This is a genomic window from Mesorhizobium sp. M0676 (assembly GCF_040320535.1).
GTDB lineage: Bacteria > Pseudomonadota > Alphaproteobacteria > Rhizobiales > Rhizobiaceae > Mesorhizobium.
On record NZ_JAMYPU010000027.1, the window covers coordinates 41,487 to 59,203 of the forward strand.

16 protein-coding genes are annotated in these 17,717 nt (G+C 62.8%); 4 read left to right on the forward strand and 12 right to left on the reverse strand.

Features of this window, described 5'->3' with window-relative positions; all coding sequences use genetic code 11:
• Positions 1-2 precede the first annotated feature (2 nt).
• The 4 genes from NKI35_RS24880 to hmgA are packed head-to-tail and all read right to left on the reverse strand — an operon-like array spanning position 3 to position 3,535.
• Complete coding sequence (locus tag NKI35_RS24880; RefSeq protein ID WP_352545926.1) at positions 3-299, reverse strand: hypothetical protein; 297 nt, start codon at positions 297-299, stop codon at positions 3-5.
• Positions 300-313: 14 nt separating this feature from the next.
• Positions 314-1,327 (reverse strand): fumarylacetoacetate hydrolase family protein, encoded by a 1,014-nt coding sequence (locus NKI35_RS24885; protein WP_352545925.1) that lies wholly within the window; start codon positions 1,325-1,327, stop codon positions 314-316.
• Positions 1,324-2,211, reverse strand: coding sequence for an MBL fold metallo-hydrolase (locus NKI35_RS24890; protein ID WP_352741702.1), 888 nt, complete (start codon positions 2,209-2,211; stop codon positions 1,324-1,326). The genes NKI35_RS24885 and NKI35_RS24890 overlap by 4 nt, the downstream gene beginning before the upstream one ends.
• Before the next feature lie 10 nt (positions 2,212-2,221).
• Positions 2,222-3,535 (reverse strand): homogentisate 1,2-dioxygenase, encoded by a 1,314-nt coding sequence (gene hmgA, locus NKI35_RS24895; RefSeq protein WP_352741703.1) that lies wholly within the window; start codon positions 3,533-3,535, stop codon positions 2,222-2,224.
• A 122-nt stretch (positions 3,536-3,657) separates the two neighbouring features.
• Between hmgA and NKI35_RS24900 the strand changes: the two genes are divergently transcribed.
• Positions 3,658-4,092 (forward strand): MarR family winged helix-turn-helix transcriptional regulator, encoded by a 435-nt coding sequence (locus tag NKI35_RS24900; protein ID WP_352741715.1) that lies wholly within the window; start codon positions 3,658-3,660, stop codon positions 4,090-4,092.
• Positions 4,093-4,317: 225 nt separating this feature from the next.
• On the opposite strand, the gene tdh is transcribed toward NKI35_RS24900, so the two are convergent.
• Together tdh and NKI35_RS24910 are read right to left on the reverse strand one after the other, a co-directional pair.
• A complete protein-coding gene (tdh, locus tag NKI35_RS24905) occupies positions 4,318-5,352 on the reverse strand; it encodes an L-threonine 3-dehydrogenase (RefSeq protein ID WP_352741704.1) in 1,035 nt (344 codons plus the stop codon).
• 169 nt (positions 5,353-5,521) lie between these two features.
• Complete coding sequence (locus NKI35_RS24910) at positions 5,522-6,709, reverse strand: glycine C-acetyltransferase (RefSeq protein WP_352741705.1); 1,188 nt, start codon at positions 6,707-6,709, stop codon at positions 5,522-5,524.
• A 309-nt stretch (positions 6,710-7,018) separates the two neighbouring features.
• Here NKI35_RS24910 and NKI35_RS24915 point away from each other — a divergent pair, with 309 nt between their 5' ends.
• On the forward strand, positions 7,019-9,085 hold the full coding sequence (locus NKI35_RS24915; protein ID WP_023672920.1) for a putative bifunctional diguanylate cyclase/phosphodiesterase: 2,067 nt from the start codon (positions 7,019-7,021) through the stop codon (positions 9,083-9,085).
• Positions 9,086-9,106: 21 nt separating this feature from the next.
• On the opposite strand, the gene NKI35_RS24920 is transcribed toward NKI35_RS24915, so the two are convergent.
• Positions 9,107-9,511: a MarR family winged helix-turn-helix transcriptional regulator gene (locus tag NKI35_RS24920; protein WP_023672921.1), complete on the reverse strand. Its 405-nt coding sequence runs from the start codon at positions 9,509-9,511 to the stop codon at positions 9,107-9,109.
• Positions 9,512-9,703: 192 nt separating this feature from the next.
• Between NKI35_RS24920 and NKI35_RS24925 the strand changes: the two genes are divergently transcribed.
• Positions 9,704-10,111: a hypothetical protein gene (locus NKI35_RS24925; RefSeq protein ID WP_352741706.1), complete on the forward strand. Its 408-nt coding sequence runs from the start codon at positions 9,704-9,706 to the stop codon at positions 10,109-10,111.
• Positions 10,112-10,329: 218 nt separating this feature from the next.
• Here the strand turns inward: NKI35_RS24925 and NKI35_RS24930 are convergent, their stop codons facing one another.
• Positions 10,330-12,375, reverse strand: coding sequence for an oxidoreductase (locus NKI35_RS24930; protein WP_352741716.1), 2,046 nt, complete (start codon positions 12,373-12,375; stop codon positions 10,330-10,332).
• A gap of 140 nt (positions 12,376-12,515) precedes the next feature.
• On the opposite strand from NKI35_RS24930, the gene queF reads away from it, so the two are divergent.
• Positions 12,516-12,977: a preQ(1) synthase gene (gene queF / locus NKI35_RS24935; RefSeq protein ID WP_023682931.1), complete on the forward strand. Its 462-nt coding sequence runs from the start codon at positions 12,516-12,518 to the stop codon at positions 12,975-12,977.
• 218 nt (positions 12,978-13,195) lie between these two features.
• Here the strand turns inward: queF and NKI35_RS24940 are convergent, their stop codons facing one another.
• The 4 genes from NKI35_RS24940 to NKI35_RS24955 all read right to left on the reverse strand — a co-directional run bounded on the left by NKI35_RS24940 (position 13,196) and on the right by NKI35_RS24955 (position 17,646).
• Positions 13,196-13,807: a hypothetical protein gene (locus NKI35_RS24940; protein WP_352741707.1), complete on the reverse strand. Its 612-nt coding sequence runs from the start codon at positions 13,805-13,807 to the stop codon at positions 13,196-13,198.
• Positions 13,808-13,811: 4 nt separating this feature from the next.
• Positions 13,812-14,291 carry a DUF3828 domain-containing protein gene (locus NKI35_RS24945; protein ID WP_023694426.1) on the reverse strand — a complete coding sequence of 160 codons (480 nt, stop codon included), beginning with the start codon at positions 14,289-14,291 and terminating at the stop codon, positions 13,812-13,814.
• 93 nt (positions 14,292-14,384) lie between these two features.
• A complete protein-coding gene (locus NKI35_RS24950; protein WP_023819549.1) occupies positions 14,385-16,034 on the reverse strand; it encodes an ABC transporter substrate-binding protein in 1,650 nt (549 codons plus the stop codon).
• Positions 16,035-16,095: 61 nt separating this feature from the next.
• A complete protein-coding gene (locus tag NKI35_RS24955; RefSeq protein WP_023753734.1) occupies positions 16,096-17,646 on the reverse strand; it encodes a trimethylamine methyltransferase family protein in 1,551 nt (516 codons plus the stop codon).
• Positions 17,647-17,717: the final 71 nt, after the last annotated feature.

Consider the following 17,717-nt stretch of genomic DNA (forward strand, 5'->3'; position numbering starts at 1 on the left):
ATTCACGCTCCCGTCGATCGCATCAGATACAAGCCTGCCGCCATCACCGCGAGGCCGGCGACAACGATCAGCAAAAGGCGGTTCATGCGCCGCCGCATCGCCTGCGTCTCCTCGTCCCGCGCCACATTGGTGTTGGTGATGGTGTGGAACATCATCGCCTTGCGCGGGTAGCCGCTGCGGTTGGTCAGATCGGGCGAGCGCGCCTCGATGCGGTAGCTCAGCCGGATCGCCTGGATGAAGACCACCAGAATGGCCAACGCCCAGACGCCGGCCAGCAGGTAGAACGCCTCGCCCGTCATTGCATTGCCCCCTCTTATGCCTGGGACTTCTCGACCTTCTGCTCGATGGCGCCGAAGATCGAGTTTCCGCTTTTATTCTTCATCTCGATACGCACCGTATCGCCAAAGCGCAGGAACGGCGTCTTGGGCTCGCCAGACTCGATGGTCTCGATCATGCGCAGTTCAGCGATGCAGGAATAGCCGGCGCCGCCGGCCGCCACCGGTTTGCCCGGCCCGCCATCCAGCTTGTTGGAGACGGTGCCGGAGCCGATGATGGTGCCGGCAACCAGCGGCCGTGTCTTTGCGGCATGGGCAATCAGCGCCGGGAAGTCGAAGGTCATGTCGACGCCGGCATTGGCACGGCCGAACGGCTTGCCGTTGACGTCGGCGAGCAGAGGCAGGTTGACCTTGCCGCCATCCCAGGCGTCGCCGAGTTCGTCCGGCGTCACCGCCACCGGCGAAAAAGCCGAGGACGGCTTCGACTGGAAGAAGCCAAACCCCTTGGCGAGTTCGGAGCCGGTCAACGCGCGCAGCGTCACATCGTTGACCAGCATGACCAGCCGGATGGCGGCCCGCGCCTGGTCGAGGCTGGCGCCCATCGGCACGTCGTCGACGATGACGGCGACTTCCGCCTCCATGTCGATGCCGAAGGCTTCGTCCGCCGCGCGGATCGGATCGCGCGGCGCGATAAAGGAATCCGAGCCGCCCTGGTAGATCAGCGGATCGGTCCAGAAGCTTGCCGGCATCTCGGCGCCGCGAGCTTTGCGCACCAGCTCGACATGGTTCACATAGGCTGAACCATCGGCCCATTGATAGGCGCGCGGCAGCGGCGATTGGGCGTCATGCTCATGGAAGCGTGCCGACGGCACCGCATTGTTCTCCAGCGATTCGGCGATCGTCGCCAGGTGCGGCGAAATCCGCTGCCAGTCGTCGAGTGCGGCCTGCAGCGTGCGCGCCAGGAACGAGGCGTCGGTGAAGCGCGTCAGGTCGCGCGAGACGACGACAAGCTTTCCGTCGCGCGTCCCGTCCCTCAATGTGGCAAGCTTCATGCGGTTTCCTCTCCTAATGCGGCTTTGGCGCCGTCTAAGTTCACAACAAGGCCGTCGCGGGCAATCGTCAAGTCACCCGCCCACGATTTCCTGACGGCGGCCTCCCAGTCGGCCTCGCCGATCTCGGCATCGTCGGCCGGAATGAGGTGGTTGAGCACCAGCCTCTTCACCCCGGCATCGCTTGCGATGCGGCCTGCCTGCTCGGCAAATGAGTGGCTGGCAAGCAGATGCTCTTTCAGCCGCGCGCCATTGCCGGTCCTGGCGACCAGCCGCTCGATGCCTTCTTCCAGCATGGCCTCATGGACGAGAATGTCGGCATTTCGGGCAAAGCCTGCGAGCGGCGGAAAGAAGGCTGTGTCGGCCGAGAACACGACGCTATTCGCACCATGCTCGAAGCGCAGCGCGAAACAGTCGGTCACCGGCGGATGGTCGACGCGCAGTGCCGAGACCTTCAGGCCGCGCTGCGCAAAAATCTCGCCCTCGCCGAATTCCACGATCGAAACCATTTCGCGAATGTCCGGCCTGCCCTCATCGACGATGCGAATTTCGATGTCGAACTCCATCGCCTGGCAGAAACGGCGCCAGTATTGGCCGGTGCCGGGCGGTCCGAACAGCGTCACCGGGCTGGCGAGCCCGGCGGTCCAGGCGGTGTGGAGCAACGGGCCCAGTTCCAGCACATGGTCGGAATGCAGATGGGTGATGAAGACCAGGTCGAGCGCCTTCAGGCTGACGGCGGAATCGACCAGGCCGCGCGTGACGCCGAGCCCGCAATCGACGACGACGGTTCGCCCGCCCAGTTCCAGCAGCGACGAACTCGGCCACGGCCCGCCCGGCCGCAGCGCCGGGCCGCCCTTGGAGCCGAGAAGCACCAGCCGGTCGTTCATCGGGCTGATCTCAAGACCAGTCGCCCTCCGGCGTGCCGTTGAAACGCTTCTTCAGATCGGTCCAGCAATCGATGTAATTGTCCTGCCTCGTTTCAAGCTCGGCGCCGTAGCGGGTGAGCATTTGCGGGAATCGGGTCTCGAACATGAAGGCCATGGTTTTGTCGAGCTTGACCGGTTTCAGCTCGGAGCGCGAGGCCTTTTCGAAGCCAGGCGCGTCTGGGCCGTGGGCCAGCATCAGATTGTGCAGGCTGATGCCGCCCGGGACAAAACCTTCCTCCTTGGCGTCATACTGGCCGCGGATCAGGCCCATGAACTCGCTCATGATGTTGCGGTGGTACCAGGGCGGCCGGAACGTATCCTCCGCCACCAGCCAGCGCGGCGGAAAGATGACGAAGTCGATGTTGGCAGTGCCTTCCTCGCCGCTCGGCGCCGTCAGCACCGTGAAAATCGACGGATCGGGATGGTCGAACAGGATGGCGCCAACCGGAGAAAACGTCGCCAGATCATATTTGTAGGGCGCATAATTGCCGTGCCAGGCGACGACGTCGAGCGGCGAATGGCCAATTTCGGTGACATGGAAATTGCCGCACCATTTCACCGTCAGCCTGCACGGCGTCTCCTTCTCCTCGAACCAGGCGCAGGGCGTCTTGAAATCGCGAGGATTGGCGAGGCAGTTGGCGCCGATCGGGCCGCGATCGGGTAGCGTCAGCTTGGCGCCGTAATTCTCGCAGACATAGCCGCGCACTTCCTTGTCGGCGAGCTCGACCTTGAACACCAGACCGCGCGGCAGCACGGCGATCTCACCGGGTCGCAGCTCGATGACGCCCATCTCGGTGACGAAGCGCAAGGCGCCGACCTGGGGGACGACCAGCAACTCGCCGTCGGCATTGAAGAAATGATCGTCGACCATCGATCGGTTGGCGACATAGACATGCGCGGCCATGCCGCTTTGGCCCAGCACATCTCCGGCGGTGGTGATGGTGCGCATGCCGGCGATGAAGTCGGTCGGCTCACTCGGCATCGGCACCGGGTTCCAGCGATACTGCCCGAGCGCCAGTTCGTGGTCGCCGACATTGGGTGCTGTCTTCCACAAGGGATAGCTCGCTGCCTTGAAGCGGCCGGTGTGTTTTACGCTCGGCCGGATGCGGTAGAGCCAGGAACGCTCATTGGTGCCGCGCGGCGCGGTGAAGGGCGAGCCCGATAGCTGTTCGGCATAGAGCCCGTAAGCCGGCCGTTGCGGCGAGTTCCGCCCCTGCGGCAGCGAGCCGGGCAGCGTCTCGGTTTCGAAGTCGTTGCCGAAGCCCGGCATGTAGGAAAAGGTCATCCGATCCTCCCTGATCCCGGCCCCGCGAAGCGCTGCTTGCCGGCGATGTTGACCAAACTGGTTTCATTTGTAACCATCGAAAATGTAACTATCAACGGGCGAATGCCGCATCCATGGTGCAGATGGAAATCCTCGAACTCGAAACCTTCCTGCCCTATCGGCTCTACCGGCTGGCCGACGCCGTCAGCCGCGAATTTTCAAAAATCTACCGCGACCGCCACGGCCTGACGCGGCCGGAATGGCGCACGCTGTCAGGGCTCGGACAGCGCGGCACCATGACGGCGACAGCGCTTGGCGAACAGTCGGCCATGCACAAGACCAAGGTGTCGCGCGCCGTGGCCGAGCTCGAGCGGCGACGCTGGCTGGTACGCACAACCGACGAGAATGATCGACGTGTGGAGCATCTGGCGCTGACGAAGGCGGGGCTGGCGGCCTATGGCGAAATGGTACCGCTGGCGAAGGCGTTTGAACGGGAGTTGCTGGAGAGGCTGAGCACGGAGGAGCGGACAGCGATTGTGAGCGGCGTGGCGGCGCTGGAGGGAGCGTTGGGTGAATAAAGAATCTGCTCCGCCGTGATCCTTCACACCCCCTCTGTCCTGCCGGACATCTCCCCCGCAAGCGGGGAGATCAGATGTCGCGAAGGCTTTCGCCAATCTCCAATGTTGCAGAGGTTGGCGAGGCGTCAAAGCTGCCAATCTCCCTCCTTGCAGGGGAGATGGCCGGCAGGCCAGAGGGGGGTGCCTCGCGCCGACATTTCCAGCGGATAGCGCTCAGCCGCACCCTCACCAATCCATCACCACCTTACCCGAACTGCCGCTCCTCATCGCATCAAACCCCACCTGAAAATCATCAATCCCGATGCGGTGCGTGATCAGACCCGATACATCCAGCGGCCCCTGCACCAAGGCGATCATCTTGTACCAAGTCTCGAACATCTCGCGGCCGTAGATGCCCTTCAAGTGCAGCATCTTGAAGATGACCTTGTTCCAGTCGATCTCGAAGCCGGTCGGCGCGATGCCCAGAATGGCGATCTTGCCGCCATTGTTCATGGTGTCGATCATGTCGCGAAAGGCGGGCGCCGCACCCGACATTTCGAGGCCGACGTCAAAACCTTCGGTCATGCCGAGCGCCGGCATGACATCCCTAAGCTTTTCCTTCGAGGCGTCGACGACATGCTGAACGCCGAGCTTTTTGGCCAGCGCCAGCCGCACCGGGATGATGTCGGTGATGACGACTTTTCGCGCACCCACGCATTGGGCAACGAGCGCGCCCATGATGCCGATCGGTCCGGCTCCGGTGACCAGCACGTCTTCGCCGACGAGATCGAAGGACAGGGCGGTGTGGACGGCATTGCCGAGCGGATCGAAGATCGCGGCGATTTCGTCGGGCACATCGTCGGGGATCGGCACGACATTGTGCTGCGGGATCGCCAGATATTCGCCGAAGGCGCCGGGACGGTTGACGCCGACGCCGAGCGTGTTGCGGCAGAGGTGCCCTCGCCCGGCGCGGCAATTGCGGCAATGGCCGCAGACGATATGGCCTTCGCCCGAAACACGCTGGCCGACCTTGTATTCGGTGACCGCCGAGCCGAAATCGGCAACGGTGCCGACGAATTCATGGCCGGTCACCATCGGCACCGGCACGGTCTTTTGTGCCCACTGATCCCAATTGTAGATATGCACGTCGGTGCCGCAGATCGCGGTCTTCTTGACCTTGATCAGCACATCGTTGGGGCCGATCTCCGGCACCGGCACCTCTTCCATCCAGATACCCGGCTCGGCCTTGGCCTTCACCAGCGCCTTCATCATGTTCGACATGCTACAACTCCTTACCCTCCCCCTTGTGGGGAGGGTTGCCCGAAGGGCCGGGTGGGGGTCAAAAAACTGGCGGAGGTCGTGACCCTGCAGACCCCCACCCCGCCTCCCGCCCGCTTGCTTCGCAAGCGGTCGAAAGTCGACCCTCCCGACATGGGGGAGGGTAAAACTCTCAGCCAATGACGCCCAGTTCCTTGCCGACTGCGGCGAATGCCGCCACGGCGCGGTCGATGTCGGCGGCGGAATGCGCCGCCGACATCTGCGTGCGGATGCGCGCCTGGCCTTTCGGCACCACCGGGAACGAAAAACCGATGACATAGATGCCGCGCTTCAGCATGCGCGCCGCCATTTCCTGCGCCAGGCTGGCATCGCCCAGCATCACCGGGATGATCGGGTGATCGGCGCCGGCCAATGTGAAGCCGAGCTTGCCCATCTCGGACCTGAACCGCGCCGCATTGGCATAGAGGCGCTCGCGTAGCGCATCGCCATTTCGGATCAGCTCGAAAACCTTGATCGAGGCGCCGGCGATCGCCGGCATCAGCGTGTTGGAGAAGAGATAGGGCCGCGAGCGCTGGCGCAGCCAGTCGACCACCTGGCTTTTGCCCGAGGTATAGCCGCCCGACGCGCCGCCCAGCGCCTTGCCGAGCGTGCCGGTGATGATGTCCACCCTGCCCTCGACGCCGCAATGCTCGGCCGAGCCGCGGCCGTTTTTGCCGACGAAGCCGACGGCATGGCTGTCGTCGACCATGACCATGGCGTCGTATTTTTCCGCGAGGTCGCAGACGCCTTTAAGATTGGCGATGATGCCATCCATGGAGAACACGCCGTCGGTGGCGATCAGGCGGAAGCGGCAGTCTTTCGCCTCCTTCAGCCGGGCTTCGAGATCGGCCATGTCGTTGTTGGCGTAGCGGAAACGCTTGGCCTTCGACAGCCGCACGCCGTCGATGATCGAAGCATGGTTCAGCGCATCGGAAATGATCGCATCCTCCTCGCCGAGCAGTGTCTCGAACAGGCCGCCATTGGCGTCGAAGCAGGAGCCGTAGAGGATGGTGTCGTCCATGCCGAGGAATGATGAAATCGTTGATTCAAGCTGCTTGTGCTCTTCCTGCGTGCCGCAGATGAAGCGCACCGAGGCCATGCCGTAGCCGTAGCGGTCCAGCGCGCCTTTGGCTGCATCGCGCAATTCTGAGCTGTCGGCCAGGCCGAGATAGTTGTTGGCGCAGAAATTCAGCACCTTGTCGCCGCCGACTTCGATCTCAGCCGACTGGGTCGAGGTGATCACCCGCTCGGATTTGTAGAGCCCGGCGGATTTCAGCCCTTGCAGTTCGTTGTCGATATGGGAGAGGAATGCCGCGCTCATGGATCAGGTCCTGTTGAGATTGGCGCGACTGTCGCGCTACGCGCACTAAAAATCCACCGCAAAAGCGACCGCTTCGGTGGCGCGGCTGCCTCAACCCTGGCGCGATCCGATCGCATGGCCAGCATGCTGGAGTAGCAGGCACGCGAATACGGCCATGCCGCGAAAGAACATGATAACCATCTCAGCAGCTTTCGTTTACTGCGGAAGCAGCAGTTCCGCCGGCTTCCAAACCTGTTAACCCTTTCAAGGCAATGGTGTTCTTGCCACGAATCGGTGGCAGAAATCCGTCGACCGAGGGTCACCTAGAATATGTCGCAGCAGCCGGCGCAAACCGTCTCGGGCAAACTCATCCTGCTGATCAAGAGCGGCTACTGGCTGGCGCTGCTGATCATCGCCGCCATGGTGATGGCCTCCTTCATCCTGCTGCAGCAGATGATGGCGGCGCAACAGCACAACCATACTCTGCTCGACATCGTCAGCACCCAGAAGGCGCTGTCGCAGCGCATTGTCTTTTTGACCAGCGCAACCGGCTCCGCCGCGCGTGACAAGCAGCCGGCCCTGGTTGCCGCGCTGAAACAGGCGACCGCCGAGTTCGAGACGAACTACGACCTGCTGCTCAAACAGACGGGAGCCGACCCACTGTCGCCAGCATTGTCCGATCCAAAGTCGATCGAGAGCGTCCTTTACGGCAAGCCGTTCCACCTCGACTATTTCTCGGTCGGGCTGGTCGCCAATGGCGAAAGGCTGATCTCGTCCTTCGAATCCCAGCTCTCCGGCAATGCCGCCTACAAGGGCGGCGGCGAGCGCGTCAATCTCGATGCTTCCGTCGCCAATGCGACGCTGTCGGGTTATGCCGCGCTCGGCCAACGCATCGCCGCATTCGCAGACGAGCGGTCGGAAAAGCTCCTCGATCTCCATCGCACCTTGTTCTACGCCACCATCGGCGTCATCGTCCTGGTGGCGCTTTTCATCTTCCGGCCGATGTCGAAGGCGATCCTGCGCAAGACGCACGAGCTTGTCGATGCCCGCAACTCGATGGCCTTCATCGCCGTACATGACGGGCTGACCGGTCTGCACAACCGCACCTTCCTGACCGACCACTTCGAAACGCTGATCAAGGGCGCGCATCGCCGGCGCGAGAGGCTGGCGGTCATCCAGCTCGACCTCGACCGGTTCAAGCAGATCAACGACACACTCGGCCACGCCGCCGGCGACTATGTGCTGGTCGTCACCGCGCAGCGCATGCGCGATTCCTGCCGTGCGTCGGATCTCTGCGCGCGCCTTGGCGGCGACGAATTCGTGATGATCCTCAATGGCGCCGGCGGCCCCGAGGACATCAACATGCTGGCCCGGCGCATCCTGGAGGAGATCAACGAGCCGATTACCTTCCAGGGCACGACCATCCTTCCAGGGGCCAGCGCCGGCATTGCCGTCTATCCCATCGACGCCGACAATGCCGAGGATCTGCTCGTCCACGCCGACCTCGCGCTCTATTCCGCCAAAAAGCTCGGCGGCGGCAGCTTCTCGTTCTTCTCCGAGGAACTCAGGCGCGAGCTAGACTACCGCAAGCAGCTCGAGCACGACATCAAGGTCGCGATCTCGGAGAACGCCTTCCAAGTCTATTTCCAGCCGCAGGTGTCGCTGAGCAACGGCGCCATCAGCGGCATCGAGGCGCTGGTGCGCTGGAAGCATGCCGAGCGCGGCATGATTGCGCCGGGCGAGTTCATTCCGGTCGCCGAAAAATGCGGCTTCATGCCCGAGATCGGCCGCATCGTCTTTACCAAGGCGATCGAGCAAGCAGCCGAATGGGATCGCGCCGGCATCGCTTTCGGCCGGCTTGCCGTCAACGTGTCCGGCACCGAGCTGCGCGAACCCGACTTCGACCGCTTCCTGTTCGCGACGCTGGAAAAGGCCGGCCTTGCTCCGCAGAAGCTGTCGCTGGAAATCGTCGAATCCGTCATTCTCGACGACGAGAAGACGGGCATCGCGGCGAAGCTGCGCCACATCCGCGCTGCCGGCGTCCATCTTGAGCTCGACGATTTCGGCACCGGCTATGCCTCGCTCAGCCACGTCAATCCCAACGAGATCGACCGGCTGAAGATCGACCGCCGCTTCGTCCAGAACATCAACGAGAATGGCGACAACACCAAGATCGTGCGCGCCATCACCGAGCTGGCGCGCGGTCTCGGCATTTCGATCGTCGCCGAGGGCGCGGAAACCGAAGCCGAGCTCGATTCGCTGATGGCGATCGGCTGCGATCAGGTGCAGGGCTATTCCATCGCCTTCCCGATGCCGCAGGACAAAGCGCGCGAATGGCTGCTGGCGCGCAGCCCGAAGAAAGCCAAGCTGAAGGTGCTTCAGGGCAATTTAGCCTAGACTATTGCCCACTGGTGCCGGTCATTTGGCCGGCGCGACATTCGCCCGCAATGCCGCCAGCACCTCGGCGAACTCCGCCAGCCTGTCGTCCGGCAATCCCGCGCGCAGCCGCTTGTCGAAGATGAGAGCCGCCGCCCGCAGCTTCAGGAACATCGTTTCGCCCGCCTGCGTCAGCTCGACCAGATGAACCCGGCGGTTGTCCGGATCGCGGCGGCGCGTCAGCAAGCCTTGCGCCTCCATGGCGTTGAGATGGTGGGTGAGCGTGGCGCCCTGGATGCCGATCATGCCGGCAAGTTCGCGCTGGTTGGCAAGCTCGCTCGACTTGACCGAAAGCAAGGTCAGCCACACCGGCAGCGTGCCGCCGGCCTCGACCAAAGCGGCGTCAAAGGCCTGCGCCACCAGCTTGGAGGTGCGCGCGAGATTCATGCCGATTGGCGGACGGTCAAAGGGAGTCATGCGCCGACAGTAGAACAAGGCGCCGAGCGATGGAACGCGGCATTATACATTGACATCGAACCATTTGATACCTAACTATCATGCGTGTCGATCTACCGAGTTCGTATTATCCCGCATTCGACAGGGATCCGAGGACGGGCGGCGGGCAAGGAGGAAGCGGTCATGCAATATGTCTACATCGTCGTTATCGGCCTTCACGTCATGGCCGGTGTGTTCTGGGCCGGCACCACCATCACGCTTGCCCGCGACCCCGAGATCAGGGCGGAGCGCTTTATTGGACCGCAAATGGGCTCGGCCGGTATGGTGTTCTTGACCGGCGCCCTGCTCTGGTATTTCTTTCACGGCGCCTATTTCGGCTCGATGGAAATGGTGCTGGCGCTGGGCATCCTGGCCGCCTTCGCCGCTGCAGGCGTTCTCAGCGTCGTCGTCCGCAAGACCAGCCGGCAGCTTGCCGGCGCGGACGCCGCAACGGAAGCGGCGCTGCGCAGCCAAATGGCACGCGGCGAGCGCATCGCCGCCTGGCTGCTGGTACTCACCGTGCTTTGCATGGCGACCGCAAGGATGATTTGAGCCCTGCCGCGCGTTGCCGCCCGGTTTAAGCATTCCGCATCGTGCGTCGCCCGGCTCTCGGCTGGTGGCGTACGCGGCGCGCAGTTCGGACGGATGTGCAAGGTGGCTCTCCGCACAGAGGTTTGGCTGCGCGCCACCCATCACTTTGATCGATCGAGATGCGCCCGCCGGAAGGGTGAGATCGAGCTTTGGAACAAGCCGTAGGCCGGCTTGTAGGCTCAAACCCGCAAGCCGAACCTGATGCCATCATAGATGGCGGCGTGGATGTTGCGCGAGGCGACCGCATCGCCGATGCGCAACAGCACGAAGCCCCCTTCGGGGTTGCGTGAAGGAAAAATATCGCCGCCGCCGACCAGCCGCTCGTAATCGACCGCGCCACCATTCTTCGACAGCGGTTTCAGCTGGAGATAGAGATCGTCGAGCGGCGCCGTGCCGTGCTCGACCACCACCTGGTCGACCCGCCTTTCGCCACGCCAGCCATCGGCAAAGTCGGAGGCGAGTTCGGCGACCAGTTGGTTGCCCTCGCGCCGTACCGAGCGCAGCCTGGTGTTGATGGTGATGGTGACGCCCTTCTCCTGGAAGGCGCGCATATAGGGCACGTGGTTCATGCCGCCCATTTCGGGGGCGAAGAAGCGCTCCGGCGAAACCAGCTCCAGTTTTGACCCTGCATTGGCGATCAGCTCCGCCGCGCCCATGCCCTGGTGGCCACCATTGTCGTCGAAGAGCAGCACGTTCTCCGCCGGCTTGATGCTGCCGGCCATGATGTCCCAACTCGACGTGACGAGATTGTCGCCTGATGTCAGCGGCGGGTTCTGTGGCAGGCCGCCGGTGGCGATCACCACCACGTCGGGCGAAAGCGCCAGCACATCGTCCTGCTCGGCCCATGTGTCGTAGCGGATCTGGACGCCGAGCCGGTCGAGTTCCGCCAGCCGCCAGTCGATGATGCCGATCAGCTCCTTGCGGCGCGGGTTCTGCGTCGCCAGCCGAATCTGGCCGCCGGCCTGACCGGAGGCTTCGAGCACCGTGACATGGTGGCCGCGTTCGGCCATGACGCGCGCCGCCTCCAGCCCGCCGGCGCCAGCGCCAACGACGACGACTTTCCGCCTGGGCCCTTCGGTCATGACGATGATATGCGGAATCTCGGCCTCGCGGCCGGTCGCGGCATTGTGGACGCACAGCGCCTCGCCGCCTTCATAGATACGATCGAGGCAATAGGTGGCGCCGACGCAAGGCCGGATCTCGTGCTCGCGACCTTCCATGACCTTCTTGATGATGTGCGGGTCGGCGATATGGGCGCGGGTCATGCCGACCATATCGAGCTTGCCGGTCGCGATGGCGTGGCGCGCCGTGGCGACATCGGAAATCCGCGCCGCATGGAAGGTCGGGAATTTTGTTGCCGCCCTCACCTCGCCGGCGAAATCGAGATGCGGCGAAGAGCGCATGCCGGTCACCGGGATAACCTTGGTGAGCGCCGCGTCGCTTTCGATCGAGCCGCGGATGATGTTCAGGAAATCGACCTTGCCAGAATTGGCGAGCCGTCTCGCGATCTCGACGCCCTCGGCCTTCGACAGGCCTTTGTCAAAGTCCTCATCGGCGACCATGCGGATGCCGACGATGAACTTCTCACCGACGGCCGCTCGCACGGCATCCAGCACCATGTCGGTGAAGCGCAGCCGGTTGTCGAGCGAACCGCCGAACTCATCGTCGCGATGGTTGGTGGCCGGCGACCAGAAGCCGTCCATCAGATGGCCGTAGGATTCGAACTCGATGCCGTCGAGGCCGGCCGCCTGGCAGCGCTGCGCAGCGGACGCATAGTCGGCGACGATGCGCTCGATGTCCCAGTCCTCGATGGTTTTGGGGAACGCGCGGTGCGCCGGCTCACGCACCGGCGAAGCCGACAGCACCGGCAGCCAGTCGGCCTTGTTCCAGCCGGTGCGGCGACCAAGATGGGTGATCTGGATCATCACCTTGCAGTCATACTCGTGGCAGGCGCCCGCCAGTTCGGCCAGCCACGGCACGATGCGGTCGTCATAGACATGCAGATTGCCGAACGCGGCCGGGCTGTCGCGCGAGACGATGGCCGAGCCCGCCGTCATGGTCAGCGCCATGCCGCCCTTGGCCTTTTCGGCGTGGTAGAGCCGGTAGCGCTGTTTCGGCATGCCGTCCTCGGAATAGGCCGGCTCGTGGCTGGTCGACATCACCCTGTTCTTCAGCGTCAGGTGTTTGAGCTGGTAAGGCTGGAGAAGCGGGTCGTTGCTGGTCATCATCTTCCTGCCATTCCAATTTGTGTCGGAGCAGCGCGTGCTGCTCCAGTTCTTGTCTTAAGCATCGAATTTATTCGAAAATCGCTGCACACTTTTCGGTCCGGTGCTAATGAGCGCGGAAAATCCCCAGGAAAACCGCGATGATCGATACCAAAACCCTCACCCAGCTCGGCGCCCACGTCGAGACGCCACAGAGCCCGGAGACCGCGGTCCTGGAGACCGTGCCGTTCCAGCGCGGCGACGGACCGCCGGCGATCGTGCGCTTCACCTGCCCGGAATTCACCTCGCTCTGCCCGGTAACCGGACAGCCGGATTTCGCTCATATCGTCATCGACTACGCACCCGATGCCACGCTCGTGGAATCGAAGTCGCTCAAACTGTTCATGACCTCGTTTCGCAACCATGGCGCTTTCCATGAAGACTGCACGGTGATGATCGGCCGCCGCATTGTGGCGGCAACGAAGCCGCTGTGGTTGCGCATAGGCGGTTATTGGTATCCGCGCGGCGGCATTCCGATCGATGTCTTCTGGCAGACTGGCGCTCCGCCCGAAGGCGCCTGGTTGCCCGACACCGGCGTTGCCCCCTATCGCGGAAGGGGCTGAAGCTATTTTGCGGAACTTTAGCGGGACAGCGCCCCCCTCTGTCCTGCCGGACATCTCCCGCACACGGGGGAGATTGGCCGCCACATAGGCTTTAGCTAATCTCAAATGATGCGGAGCGGGCGAGACGCTGGAACTGCTGATCTCCCCCCGTGTGGGGGAGATGTCCGGCAGGACAGATGGGGGCGCGAAGGATCGCAGGCGCTGACCCTCAATCAACATTATTCGCACTGATACTGGCTGAGCGCCCATTCACCGGTCACCGAAAGCAGATCGGATATCTTCCAGTCGCCGTCGACTTTCCTGAATTTCCATTCAAGGCGATGCGGGTTGCCGGCGACGACGAAGGCGACAATGACCTTGGCCTGGTCGCCATTGATCGCTTCGAGTGTCTTCAGGCTCTTATCGATCTCGGTCTTGTCATAGTCGGCATTGTCGAGCGCCATGTTGGGGTCGAGACATTCTCCCTGCCCGGATGTGCGCAACGCGTCGCTCTTGTCGAGAACGGTTTTTGCCGGGTCGATGAAGTGGCTGCGCTGCGCCGGATCGATCTCCAGTCCCACCTGATCGTAAAATGGCCGCACCACCGCCGTCGGGGATCCCGGCAGAATGGGTGCGGCCGGTGGGGCGTCGGCCGGCGGCCACCCAACCGGCGGTGTCGCCGGTTCCACCGCTGTCCCGGGTGGATTTGCGGGCGGTGCTGCGCCGGCCGGTGCCGCCACGGCCGGCGCATTGGCTGGCGGCGGGCCCAACAGGCCTTGTGCTGCGGCTGCGCTCATACCCACCGCCAGCACGCAAATGGGCGACAGCGCCAGGGCAAGACGGCGGAGCACGGGATCACTCCGGCGCTTTGTCGGGCATGCATTCCAGCGCGCTCAGCGTCCAGCTGCTGGTCTTGGAGGTGATGTCGGCAACCTTCCATTTGCCGTCGATTTTCTTCAGCGACCACAGCATTTCGCGTTTGGAATCATCGCCTTCCGCAAAAAGGCTGAAGGTGGCGGTGACTTCGGCCGTATCGCCATTGACGGTCTCGGCCAGCTTCAATGTCTTGGCAATCGACTTCTGGTCGAAATCCTGGGCGTCGAGGCCGGGATCGAAGTCGAGGCAGGCGACTTCGTCGGGCTTGTTCTTCGTTGCCTGGTCGTTGAGATCGAACAGCTTGGTCACCGGCTCGGTGAAGCGGTCGCGGTACTTTGCGTCTCCCTCGAATTTCACTTCAGGCACATAAAAGAACTTGACGGCGTTGGAAGCCGGCCCGGCCAGCACCGTCGCTGGCAAGGCAATCGAAAAGACAGCGGCAAGCACTATCGGTTTCATGCAGGATCTCCGGACGTTTGGCGGCAAGGTGCAATACCAGACATCCTGCATATCGGCTTTTTTGCGGCTCATGAAGCCCCGGCTTACACCCTCTCAGCCATCCAGCCAGACGTTCTGCAGGTCCATCTCGAAGGTCTGGTGGACGCCGTAGTTTTTCACCTTCTTGTTCATGTGGCTGTAGAGCTTCTGCCAGAAGGGTTGAATGATGACGCCGGAATCCTGCAGGATCTGCTCGACATCCTTCATTACCTCACGCCGTTTCTCCACGTCGATCAGCGCCAGCGCCTGCTTCAGCTTGGCGTCGAAGTCCGGGTTGGAATAGGCCGATTCATTCCAGGCTTCGCCGGTGCGATAACCAAGCGCCAGCACCTGGACGCCGAGCGGGCGCATGTACCAGATGGTCATCGAATAGGGATATTTCGTCCAGTCGTTCCAGAAGGTCGAGCCCGGCAGCACCGTGCGCTTGACCTTGATGCCGGCGTCGCGCAGCTGGCCGGCAATCGCGTCGCCGGTGTTCTTCTGCCAGTCGTCCTCGACGGTAATCAGCTCGTGCTCGAAATCGGCCTGCCCTGCGTCCGCCATCAGTTTCTTGGCGCCGGCCGCGTCGCGCGTCTTCTTGGGCAGCGCGAAATATTCCGGATGGATCGGGCTGACATGGTGGTTTTCGCCCACCGTCCCTCGCCCGGCATAACCGAGTTCCAGCACCGCATTGTTGTCGACCGCCATCTGCAGCGCGTTGCGCACCCGCTGGTCGTCATAGGGCTTGTGGGTAACGTTGGTGCGGGCAACCAGCGTGGTTGCCGTCGCAACCTCGGACTTCTCCAGCCCCATCTTGTCCAGGATGTCGATGAAGTCGGCCGGCGTCTCGAAATTGAGGTCGATCTCGCCGGATTCGAAGGCGTTGATCGAAGCGTTGAAATCCGTGCCGTAGTCGATAAACTCTACGCTGTCGAGCGGCGCTTCGCCGCCCCACCACTTGCCGTTTTCACGACGCTTGACCACCGCCTTCTGGCCGACATCGTAGGAGACCAGTTCGAACGGGCCCGTGCCGATCGGCTTCTTGACCGGATCAGCGCCTTCGGCGTCGAAATTGCGGTGGACGACGAGCGCGGGATAATCGGTAAGGTTCGGGATCAGCGAAATGTCGGGCGCGCTGAGCGTCAGCTTGACCGTGTTGTCGTCGACCTTGGCGATGGCGCCTTCCCTGGCCTTGCCCGACTTTTCATCGATCAGCCCGCCGACGCGCGCGGCCATGGAATTGCCGGCGACATTCTTCTCGCACCAGCGGGTAACATTAAAGACCACGTCATCGGCGTTGAAGGCATCGCCATTGTTCCAGGTGATGCCCTTGCGCACATGCAACGTGTATTCAGTGGCGTCGTCATTGATGTCCCAGCTTTCGAGCAGCACTGGCTCGAAGGTGAATTCCCTGGTGTAGCGGACCAGCGGCTCCAGCCAGCAGCGCGAGATGTTGGCGAGTTCCACCCAGTCATAGGTGCGCGGATCTTTTTGGGCCTTGACCGACATCGATATGTGCAGCGTGCCGCCCTTCTTCGGCTCCTCGGCAAAAGCCTGTCCCGGCGCGGCAAGGCCGATCATGCCGTAGGCCAGCGCCGTCGATGCGCCGAACGCACTCGCCAATGCAAGAAACTCGCGCCGGTCCATACGGCCAGCACGCGTCTCTTGCGCCATCGCCTCGATGGCCGTTGGCACGCGATCGCCATTGCTTTTGAAAAGTGTCATGTCTTTCTCCCTTGCGGTTCCCATCGGGTCTTCGCCCGTTATCAACTCATTCGTCGTTCTCTTAGCTAACGCTGTCGGGCAGCCTCTCCTCGCGCTGCGCGATAAAGTCCCTGAGGCCCTCGGCAATGCCCTCATCGAGTTTCGGCTCTTCATAGTCGGCCAGCATGTTGCGGGCTTTCTCGCGGCCGCGCGTGTCGTGGTCCTTCGCCCCTCCAGCCTTCCATTGTTCGTAGGAGTTGAAATCCATGATGGTGGGCATAAAGAATGCCGACTCGTAGTGATCGAGCGTGTGCTGGGTGCCGAGGAAATGGCCCTGCGGCCCGACTTCGCGGATCGCCGCCATGGCCTCCTTGAAGTCGTCGAACGACAGGCCGCCGGCATATTTGTACCAGCCGACAAGCTGCTCGCAGTCGGTGGCGAATTTCGAATAGCCGCAGGTGAGCCCGGCCTCGAGCCAGCCGGCGGAGTGCCAGATGTAATTGGCGCCGGCGAGGATGGCGGCATGCATCAGCATGTTGGATTCATAGCCGGCCTGGGCGTCGTTGAGCTTGGAGCCGACATGGAAGCCGGAGGTTCGCCAGGGCAGTTTGTATTTCCGCGCCAACGCGCCCATCAGATACATCATCTGCGCAGCCTCCGGCGTGCCGCCCATCGGCGCGCCGGTCTTCATGTCAACCGTCACCATGAACTGGCCGTAGATCTGGGGCGAACCCGGGCGCAGCAGCTGGGTGAAAGCGACGCCGGCCAATGCTTCGGCATTGACCTGCGCCACCGCGCCGACGGCCGAGGCCGAAGTCGATGCGCCGCACAGCGCAAAGGGCGCCAGGATCAGCGGCTGATTGCTGCGCGCATAGACCTTCATCGCGTCCAGCATGGTGGCGTCCCACACCAGCGGCGAGTTGCAGTTGGTGATCGACACCAGCACCGGGTTGTCGCGAACGAAATCTTCGCCAAAGACGATGCCCGCCATCGCCATCGTGTCTTCGGCCCGGTCTTTGGAAGTAACGATGCCCATGAACGGCTTGTCGGAATGCTTCAGCGCCGAATGGATGATGTGGAGATGCCGTTTCGGCACCGCGATCTCCATCGGCTCGCAGATGATCGAACTCGACGAATGCAGCGCCGGGGCCATGTAGGCGAGCTTGTGGAAATTGTTGAGGTCTTCAAGCGTGCCATAACGCCGGTTGTTGTCGAGGTCGCGCACGTAAGGCGCGCCATACATCGGCGCGAAGATGGAGTTCTTGCCGCCGACGCGCACGGTGCGCTCGGGATTACGCGCATTGAGGGTGAATTCGGACGGAACCTTCGCGACCAGTTCCATCAGCAGGCCGCGGTCGATGCGGACGCGTGTCTCGGACACGTCGGCGCCCGCCGCCTTCCACATGGCGATCGCCTCGTCGTCGCGGAACTCGCAACCGACCTCTTCGAGGATGGCGAGTGACTCCTGGTGGATCAGTTCCACCGCCTCGTCCGGGACCATCTGGTAGGTGGGGATCTCGCGGACCAGCGTCGGGAACGAGGTGACGGGGGCGCTCCTCAGCGCCTTGCGTCCGAGGCGACCGCCGCCGCGGCGGTGGGTTTGCTCGGTCAGTTCAGTGGCCGGTGCGTTCATGGAGCCTCCTCATTCCGTCCAACCAAGTTAGCGAGAGGAAATATGGATGTGATGCTGGAAAATCCTGATCT

Excerpts from the sequence above, each read along its gene's own strand:
- NKI35_RS24880 (WP_352545926.1), bottom strand. The coding sequence starts at position 299 with ATGACGGGCGAGGCGTTCTACCTGCTGGCCGGCGTCTGGGCGTTGGCC.
- NKI35_RS24885 (WP_352545925.1), bottom strand. The coding sequence starts at position 1,327 with ATGAAGCTTGCCACATTGAGGGACGGGACGCGCGACGGAAAGCTTGTC.
- NKI35_RS24890 (WP_352741702.1), bottom strand. The coding sequence starts at position 2,211 with ATGAACGACCGGCTGGTGCTTCTCGGCTCCAAGGGCGGCCCGGCGCTG.
- hmgA (WP_352741703.1), bottom strand. The coding sequence starts at position 3,535 with ATGACCTTTTCCTACATGCCGGGCTTCGGCAACGACTTCGAAACCGAG.
- NKI35_RS24900 (WP_352741715.1), top strand. The coding sequence starts at position 3,658 with ATGGAAATCCTCGAACTCGAAACCTTCCTGCCCTATCGGCTCTACCGG.
- tdh (WP_352741704.1), bottom strand. The coding sequence starts at position 5,352 with ATGTCGAACATGATGAAGGCGCTGGTGAAGGCCAAGGCCGAGCCGGGT.
- NKI35_RS24910 (WP_352741705.1), bottom strand. The coding sequence starts at position 6,709 with ATGAGCGCGGCATTCCTCTCCCATATCGACAACGAACTGCAAGGGCTG.
- NKI35_RS24915 (WP_023672920.1), top strand. The coding sequence starts at position 7,019 with ATGTCGCAGCAGCCGGCGCAAACCGTCTCGGGCAAACTCATCCTGCTG.
- NKI35_RS24920 (WP_023672921.1), bottom strand. The coding sequence starts at position 9,511 with ATGAATCTCGCGCGCACCTCCAAGCTGGTGGCGCAGGCCTTTGACGCC.
- NKI35_RS24925 (WP_352741706.1), top strand. The coding sequence starts at position 9,704 with ATGCAATATGTCTACATCGTCGTTATCGGCCTTCACGTCATGGCCGGT.
- NKI35_RS24930 (WP_352741716.1), bottom strand. The coding sequence starts at position 12,375 with ATGACCAGCAACGACCCGCTTCTCCAGCCTTACCAGCTCAAACACCTG.
- queF (WP_023682931.1), top strand. The coding sequence starts at position 12,516 with ATGATCGATACCAAAACCCTCACCCAGCTCGGCGCCCACGTCGAGACG.
- NKI35_RS24945 (WP_023694426.1), bottom strand. The coding sequence starts at position 14,291 with ATGAAACCGATAGTGCTTGCCGCTGTCTTTTCGATTGCCTTGCCAGCG.
- NKI35_RS24950 (WP_023819549.1), bottom strand. The coding sequence starts at position 16,034 with ATGACACTTTTCAAAAGCAATGGCGATCGCGTGCCAACGGCCATCGAG.
- NKI35_RS24955 (WP_023753734.1), bottom strand. The coding sequence starts at position 17,646 with ATGAACGCACCGGCCACTGAACTGACCGAGCAAACCCACCGCCGCGGC.